At 50.0% G+C, this 7,338-nt stretch carries 5 protein-coding genes and 1 CRISPR repeat array; of the genes, 1 reads left to right on the forward strand and 4 read right to left on the reverse strand.

Going from position 1 to position 7,338, the window contains the following annotated elements:
• Positions 1-327: 327 nt before the first annotated feature.
• The 4 genes from ACUVJL_RS05590 to pgeF form a co-directional block, all read right to left on the reverse strand.
• Positions 328-540 (reverse strand): DUF2442 domain-containing protein, encoded by a 213-nt coding sequence (locus ACUVJL_RS05590; protein ID WP_445244947.1) that lies wholly within the window; start codon positions 538-540, stop codon positions 328-330.
• A gap of 76 nt (positions 541-616) precedes the next feature.
• Positions 617-1,097: direct repeats of the CRISPR family, unit length 37 nt; unit sequence GTTTCAATCCCTGATAGGGATTTAGGTTGATTCCGGC.
• Positions 1,098-1,367: 270 nt separating this feature from the next.
• Complete coding sequence (obgE, locus tag ACUVJL_RS05595) at positions 1,368-2,408, reverse strand: GTPase ObgE (protein ID WP_445244948.1); 1,041 nt, start codon at positions 2,406-2,408, stop codon at positions 1,368-1,370.
• A 234-nt stretch (positions 2,409-2,642) separates the two neighbouring features.
• Positions 2,643-3,254 (reverse strand): CPP1-like family protein, encoded by a 612-nt coding sequence (locus tag ACUVJL_RS05600; protein WP_445244949.1) that lies wholly within the window; start codon positions 3,252-3,254, stop codon positions 2,643-2,645.
• Between the two features lie 757 nt (positions 3,255-4,011).
• Positions 4,012-4,890: a peptidoglycan editing factor PgeF gene (gene pgeF / locus ACUVJL_RS05605; RefSeq protein WP_445244950.1), complete on the reverse strand. Its 879-nt coding sequence runs from the start codon at positions 4,888-4,890 to the stop codon at positions 4,012-4,014.
• Positions 4,891-5,321: 431 nt separating this feature from the next.
• On the opposite strand from pgeF, the gene ACUVJL_RS05610 reads away from it, so the two are divergent.
• On the forward strand, positions 5,322-7,064 hold the full coding sequence (locus ACUVJL_RS05610; protein ID WP_445244951.1) for a peptidoglycan DD-metalloendopeptidase family protein: 1,743 nt from the start codon (positions 5,322-5,324) through the stop codon (positions 7,062-7,064).
• The last annotated feature ends 274 nt before the right edge of the window (positions 7,065-7,338 follow it).

The raw sequence follows: 7,338 nt of genomic DNA on the forward strand, positions 1-7,338 counted from the left end.
GTGCTCAGAAACCGGGTTTTTGACGAAATAGTTTGTTACAGCCCCAGAAACGGTAAAAAACCCGGTTTCTTGGTGTTGATCCGTCGAGGACTGAACTTGTGAAATAGCGATCGCCCGATTATATCAAATCCGTTAGCATCGGAATTATTCATCTCTCTGTTCTCTTCCTCTGCGTTCTCTGCGTTCTCTGCGGTTTAATCATTCCAATGCAACCGGAATTAACATTATATCATGTGCGATCGATCGCCCATAATACAATTGCCGGAGCGGGTTTGTGAGATTGTCCGTTTTTGGCAAATATTATTGGCTCACGGGCCCCTACAGGAATCAGGGTAATCGACCGGACATGATATTACAGAAATCCTTAATTAAGCATACTTGCCACTTCTGGCGCTGTGCGGGTGTCGCATTCGGCGATCGGGGATAGGAAACTAGAGGTAGGGTAATGGTTGGCCCATCCATCCAATCGAGGCTAATTCTGTCTTTGGTCAAATGGAGTTGCTTAAGTCTGTCCTCGGTTTGAATTGCCAAACTACCCATACCAAGCCTTAATAAAATTTGCTGATTTTTTTGTGCGATCGAGTGTAATTTCCCAAGTTTTTTGGCACTGAATGCAATTTCAATCCCTGATAGGGATTTAGGTTGATTCCGGCGTTGCCCGGTGTTTGTCGGCTGCGCGCGGGGCGTTGAGTTTCAATCCCTGATAGGGATTTAGGTTGATTCCGGCTAAAATTCATTTTTTGCCAGACAAAAATTTAATTCGTGTTTCAATCCCTGATAGGGATTTAGGTTGATTCCGGCGAGTGGGATAGAAACTTTAATATTACTCGTTGGGTTTCAATCCCTGATAGGGATTTAGGTTGATTCCGGCTTGCGATTATCCGTTATGTAGGAATGGGAACGGGCAATAAAGTTTCAATCCCTGATAGGGATTTAGGTTGATTCCGGCTTGTGATGGTGACTTACCTCAAAAATCAGAATTTAGAGTTTCAATCCCTGATAGGGATTTAGGTTGATTCCGGCGTTGCCGGTGCTGGTTCTGCGGGCTCGTTCTTGGGCGGTTTCAATCCCTGATAGGGATTTAGGTTGATTCCGGCCGCCCGTGCCAGAAGCCTTACAGTATTTAGTTTTCAAGGTACAGTTCCGTGAAGCATCTACAAAATATCATTTCAGCCACCGCCCTGTCAAGAGACAAAATTTTCAACAACCATCAAAGCTATACACAGCAATAATTTCAGCCTTTCCGTGAATCGATTTTTTTAGCATTGAGGCTCAAACCTTTGCCACACAAGCCATACAGCCGAAAGATTTGAACTCCTCAAAAAAAACCCTACCCATTCACGGAAATTCCAGGAACCAGAAAGCCATTAAACACTCGCCACAGCTTCGAGTTGCGCCGCCTCTTTCTCGTTCATCTCGTCGAGTTTCTGCCAAACTTGCTGCATCAATTCATCCAACCCAACTCGACTCACAGCGGAAATAAACAAAATCGGACCACCGCTAATTTCTTTAAGTCGGCTGGTTAAATTAGCGATTTCTTCGCTTTCGAGGTCGATCGCATCTACCTTATTAAAAGCCAAAATCTGCGGTTTATCCGCCAAACCCCGCCTGTAAGCTTTCAACTCTTCCTGAATTGTAACGTAATTGGCGATCGGATCTTCATCCGTAATATCGATCAAATGCAGCAACAACCGAGTTCGTTCGATGTGGCGCAAAAACTCGTAACCCAAACCAGCACCTTCGTGAGCTCCCTCAATCAATCCCGGAATATCTGCAAACACCGTACCGTCGCCAGTCGGTTTTCTGACTACGCCCAAATTCGGGACTAAAGTAGTAAACGGATAATCTGCTATCTTGGGGCGAGCCGCAGACAAAGCAGAAATTAAAGTGGATTTGCCAGCATTCGGCATCCCGAGAATACCCACTTCAGCTAATAGCTTCAATTCCAAACGCAAAAATTTGTGTTCGCCTTCTTTACCCGGCATCGCATAATCTGGAGCGCGGTTAGAATTTGTCAGAAAACACTTATTCCCCAAACCGCCTTTGCCGCCTTGGGCAACGCAAAAAGTCTGTCCCGGCCTTACTAAATCTGCTAAGATTGCCTGAGTTTCCGCGTCGTAAACTACAGTACCGCAGGGAACTTCAATTGTGCGATCGTCCCCCGAAGCCCCCGTCATATTCTTCGGCGCGCCGCGCTTCCCGTCTTCGGCTTTAAAAATCCGGTTGTACTGAAAATCTAGCAGCGTTTGCAGGCTTTCCACCGCCACCATAAACACAGAACCGCCCCGCCCGCCGGTGCCGCCGCTGGGCCCGCCCGCCGGAACATACTTTTCTCTGCGAAAAGCTACCATACCGTCGCCGCCTTTGCCGGCTGCGACTTGAATATCTGCTCGATCGATAAATTGCATAATTTAGTCAGTAGTCAATAGTCAGTAGTCAGTAGTCAACAGTCATCAATCATTAGTCAACCGTCATTAGTAATTGGTAATTGTTAATTGGTAATTAGTAATTGGTAATTGGTAACAATCAACTAACTACTAACACCTAAAAACTACGAACCAACCAATAACAATTAACCAATAAAAATAATTAACCACTGCCAACTGTCAACTGTCAACTGTCAACTGTCAACTGACAACTGACTATCGCAGAAAACCGCTAACCAGCCACAGAATTAAAAACGTAAACAAAGCGATAAATTTCTCTGTTGTTATAAATGCCGGACTGACCAAAGAGCCCAAAAAGCCTCCCAGCAACAAGCCTATAACCAAGCCAGCCACAGTCAGCAGCACAGCCCGACCAAATTTTTGTTCCTTGCGATTAACAAAATAAAGACAAGAGCCGACCCCAAGAGCCAGAGTCAACTGTAGTAAACCATCATTAGCCGCCGGATAAATACTCAGTCCGCCTAACCCCACATACACCCCAGCCGGCCACAAAATGTCCGATCGACTAGGAGTATCGATTAGCCGCTGCAACCAAGCTGGGCTGCCACTAGGAGGAGACGGAGTAAAGCTTGCGGGTGGGGGAGTCAGCCGCTCGGGGAAGCGGATGCGTTCGGGCACTTTAATTTTACCTTCCTGTCGCTGCCGCAGGCGATCCATGAGGATCGCGTCGTATGCTGCTTCGATCAATTCCAAACGTTTCATGTCACCGCTGTACTGCTCAGCTAGGCGCGTGCGGGCCTCTTGCACTTCATCAAAGGAAGCATCTTCATCGACTTCAAGCAGTTGATAGGGAGTTGGCTCACTCATAAAAAAACTCCGTAAGTGGGAAACTCAGTCGCTGCATAGCGCTGAGAGGGAAACGACCCTTCGGCTACGCGAGCGCGCATAGCCCGGGCGGTTTCAACCGTAAGACAACATTACACGGGGATTGTGTGATTCGGTGTACCTTTGTAACGTACTTTCACTGTTGACAATTACCACCTCAAACCTCACAATCGGCGATCGCATAATGTTTGCTCCTTATAGCCTCCATGAGAGGGGTAGAAGAGACGACCTGCCAGGTCGTCTGTACTAGAAGAGACGACCTGCCAGGTCGTCTGTACTGCGCCGCGAGTTAACCGTCGGTACTATATTTAGGAGACTAACTTAACTCAATAAATTTGTTTAATCCTAAATTTCCCGATTCAAGAAGCTAGCTGAGCATTCCTTGGTAGGTCTTTCAACTCTTACCGTTAACGTAGTACCCAGGTACGCATGACTGTCAACTCGGGTTTAAGTCAAAGGCTAGAAGGCCAGCGTATCTTTAGACCTGGGTGGTTGACTGTAATAACCCGCCTCGGTACTCTCGTTATAAAGCAATCTTAACAAGAGAGGAAAGCGGGGCGGGGGGCCCGGCCGCTTTCCCAAAAGTTTTGCTAGTTTTTAGTGATTTAAAACAAGAACCAGCAAACTTTAGGAAGGTAGAAGCTAGAAGGCATTCGGGATTCGTAAATAAAAAATAATGAATCCAAAGATTTTTATTTTTATCTTGGCCATCTAAAATTTTACCTTCTGCCAAATGCCCTCAGAAGGAACAAGTCCTGCCGGCGCTCACAATTCCCGACCACTGGACTTTTTTAAGTCGATCGCGGCGGTATGAAAAAAAGCGAGCCGAGTCAGAATAAGTACAGAAAGGAGCGATCGCCACTTGAGAAAGATCAATTCCCAACTGCTGCAATTGCAAAGCATTGCAGATGCGAACATCCAAGCGTACCTTTCCCGGTTCTGGATCGGGCAAGACAGGCGATTCGGGCAGTTGGTGCAAAAACTCGCAGATGCCGTCTGCTGTCCCATTAACGGCACTCAAAGGAGCAATGGTGGCTCCCAGTTCCGCTGCCACTGCCACAGATACCTGGTAAACCTTTCCAGCGATCGCCGGCCCCATAGCAATCTTCAGATTTTCTAGTTGACTGCCTTGTGCCACAAGTTGAGCGATCGCCTCTGGTAATATCTTAGCAGCAGTCCCGCGCCAACCCGCGTGAACTGCAGCAACCAGTCCCGTGCGATCGTCAGCAATCAGCACCGGCACGCAGTCAGCCGAGCAAACCCACAGCGCCTCCAATTCTCCCTCGGCCACCAAGCCATCAGCCTCAGCATAGTTCGGGGCAGCGGTGGACGAGTCCGGAGCCACAACGGGGAGCAACTGACTGGTTTTGAGTACCGCATTGCCGTGTACCTGTTGGAGTCGATAAACCTTAGCTCCGGGTTCGAGAACTTCCGTCAGATTGATCGGCCCCTGCGGCGCGAAATCGCGCGTAAAAAAGCCGTGATGCCAGCGAGAAAGCAAGCTGCAAGTCAGATAGGGCAAGCCTTCAGAACTCTGCCACTGCCAACTGATACCGTCTGGTTGCCCGGCGCACTCAGAGTCAGGAAAATTTGTCAAGTGATCGCCAGCTACAGTCATGAAACCTATCCTTACCGAAGCGAATCATTTGCCTTGTATTCTAAACAATCAACAATTTTGCCGACTAAGTTTAAATCGACGATCGGCTTTAATCAAAAAATCGCGATTCCGGGCGCGCTTAACTCCGGCGGACGCCACCAAAATTGTGCATTACCCTATAAGCAAAATTTCGGCAACTAATTAACATACACGGACGTCAAAGCGCTATCATCATTGTGACCGTCACAGACGACTTGCCGGTGCAATCAGGCTCGAAAAAACCAGGGTATCGATCGCGACTCGACCCAGCGGCATTCTACTTGTTCGATGCGCCCAAAAAATTGCCTCAAGCCCGGTAAAATCATTTAGGGCTGTATAAAGACAAGGATTGCAATACATTCGATCCTGACTTCGATCTCCTTGTACCCCCTGTTGAGTTGGGAAAAAAAATCGTGAAACCCGTTCCAGACAAGCAAATAACAGCCCATTTGAACACCAAACAGCAAAAAAAGAACCCTACAGGCGCCCGGACTCGATCGCGCCTTTTGTCCGATCGCTCACTGCTGGTGGGACTGGGTTGCCTTGCCAGTCTGGGACTGCTCAGCAAAGGCATAGTTTGGGCCCAAGCCGAAACTCCGCCAGCCGAACAAGCCGTCCCCGGCGCAGCAGACCTCCAGCCATTATTTGAAGCTCCTCTCCCGCCCCCAGAACCCGAATTGGGCCAAGGGTCGCCAGGACCAGACCCTGCACCGCAGGCAGAAGTTCCGCCGCCCGAGCCTTTCGATGCCGAACCGCCCAGGGAGCCGGAGTACGCCAGCGAACCACCTCCCGCCCAATATTATCTGCCCGAGCCCGCCCTGATTCCCCTGCCAGAAGCGACGGCCCAGGAGCCACCTTTTGAAGCGCCAGTTAACCCAGCCCACGCTGAAATCGACCAAACAGACTACAGCGTTGGCGCTACCAGCGAGTACGAAGCGCCAACAAAAATAGAGTTTGCAGAACGATCGCCCGGTTGCGAAAAAGTTGGCGGTTTGTGCGCGCCTCCTCCTGTTTCCGAGCCGGTGACGGCAGATGCTGCAGAACCCAAGTACAGACCGGAAACTCCGATCGCAGACGACGGCTATATTGCAGCCCCTCCTCCTCGAAATCTGCCCGATCGCCGGACGGGCGATGTTGGGGGAACCGTTGCCGGAAATAGTAGCGGGAATCCTGTCAGTAAACTCGGTCAAGCCGTTCAACAAATAGGCCGCCAGGTTTTGGGGGGTTCAAACCCGCCGGAATCTGCTTACGCACCAGAGCGCTACTCGGCAGACACCGGATACTCCGCAGACTCTGGATACTCTGCAGACGCTGGATACTCCGCAGACGCTGGATATTATGCCGGATCTGCATCTTACGGCGGCGGCCCTCCAGCGCCCAGCAGGGGACTTGGGCCGGTTCAAGTCGGTGCGGTTAGTGTCAGCAGCGGCAGCAATACAGGTTTTGCTTACTACAATCTCACGCCACGTCCTGCAGGCCTGCCCGGAAATGGCAACACCAGCCTGCTGTTTCCGCTATCTATTGCTTCGGCAATTACTTCGCCGTTTGGGTGGCGGACTCATCCGGTTATGGGCTACGGCAGGTTTCACACCGGAACTGACTTGGGGGCCCCGCTGGGAACGCCGGTACTGGCAGCCTATGCGGGTCAAGTGGCGATCGCCGATTGGTTGGGCGGCTACGGTTTAACGGTGGTTCTCAACCACAACAAAAACTCTCAGGAAACTCTCTACGGCCACCTTTCGGAACTGTTTGTGAAACCGGGAGAGTGGGTGAAACAGGGAGAGACCATCGGCCGCGTCGGCAGTACGGGAATGTCTACAGGGCCTCACCTCCACTTCGAGGTTCGGCAAATGACTGACCAGGGTTGGGTGGCGATCGACCCGGGCTCTCAGCTAGAATTCGCTCTGGCAAGAATGGTAGGCACTTTGGAAACCGCCAAAGTACCGAAAATGCCGAAAATGGTGGAAATACAAACCGCTAACGGACTCAAGGACTTGGAAAACGATCTGCCCCAGCTTCCACCTCTGCCGCTGGGAATGGACATCGAAGTTCACAACCTCCAGCCGCCATTCCCGGAACTGTTGAAAGCTGACACTTCGGAGCCCAAAGACAAGCAAGCCACCAAACCCAAAACTCAAAAGCAAGCTAGCAGGTAAAAATGGCGGCTTGGCTAGATTAATTTTTTTAGGGGCGGGCTATTCGCCCACCCCTAAAAAAATTGATGTTTTGGATCGCGAATTAAATAACTTACAATTTTAATTGTTTTTGTGGGATGGGCGTCCCGCCCGTCCTTTTTGCCCGGGCGGGACGCCCATCCCACAAACTTGTGGAAGTTATTTAATTCTCATTCCTTTGTAGAATCGGTTCTCCTAGCCTGTTGCTGAGCAGGGTGCAAGATTTGTTGATATCATGTACGGTCGATTACCCTTC

The organism is Microcoleus sp. OTE_8_concoct_300 (assembly GCF_031383065.1).
GTDB lineage: Bacteria > Cyanobacteriota > Cyanobacteriia > Cyanobacteriales > Microcoleaceae > Microcoleus.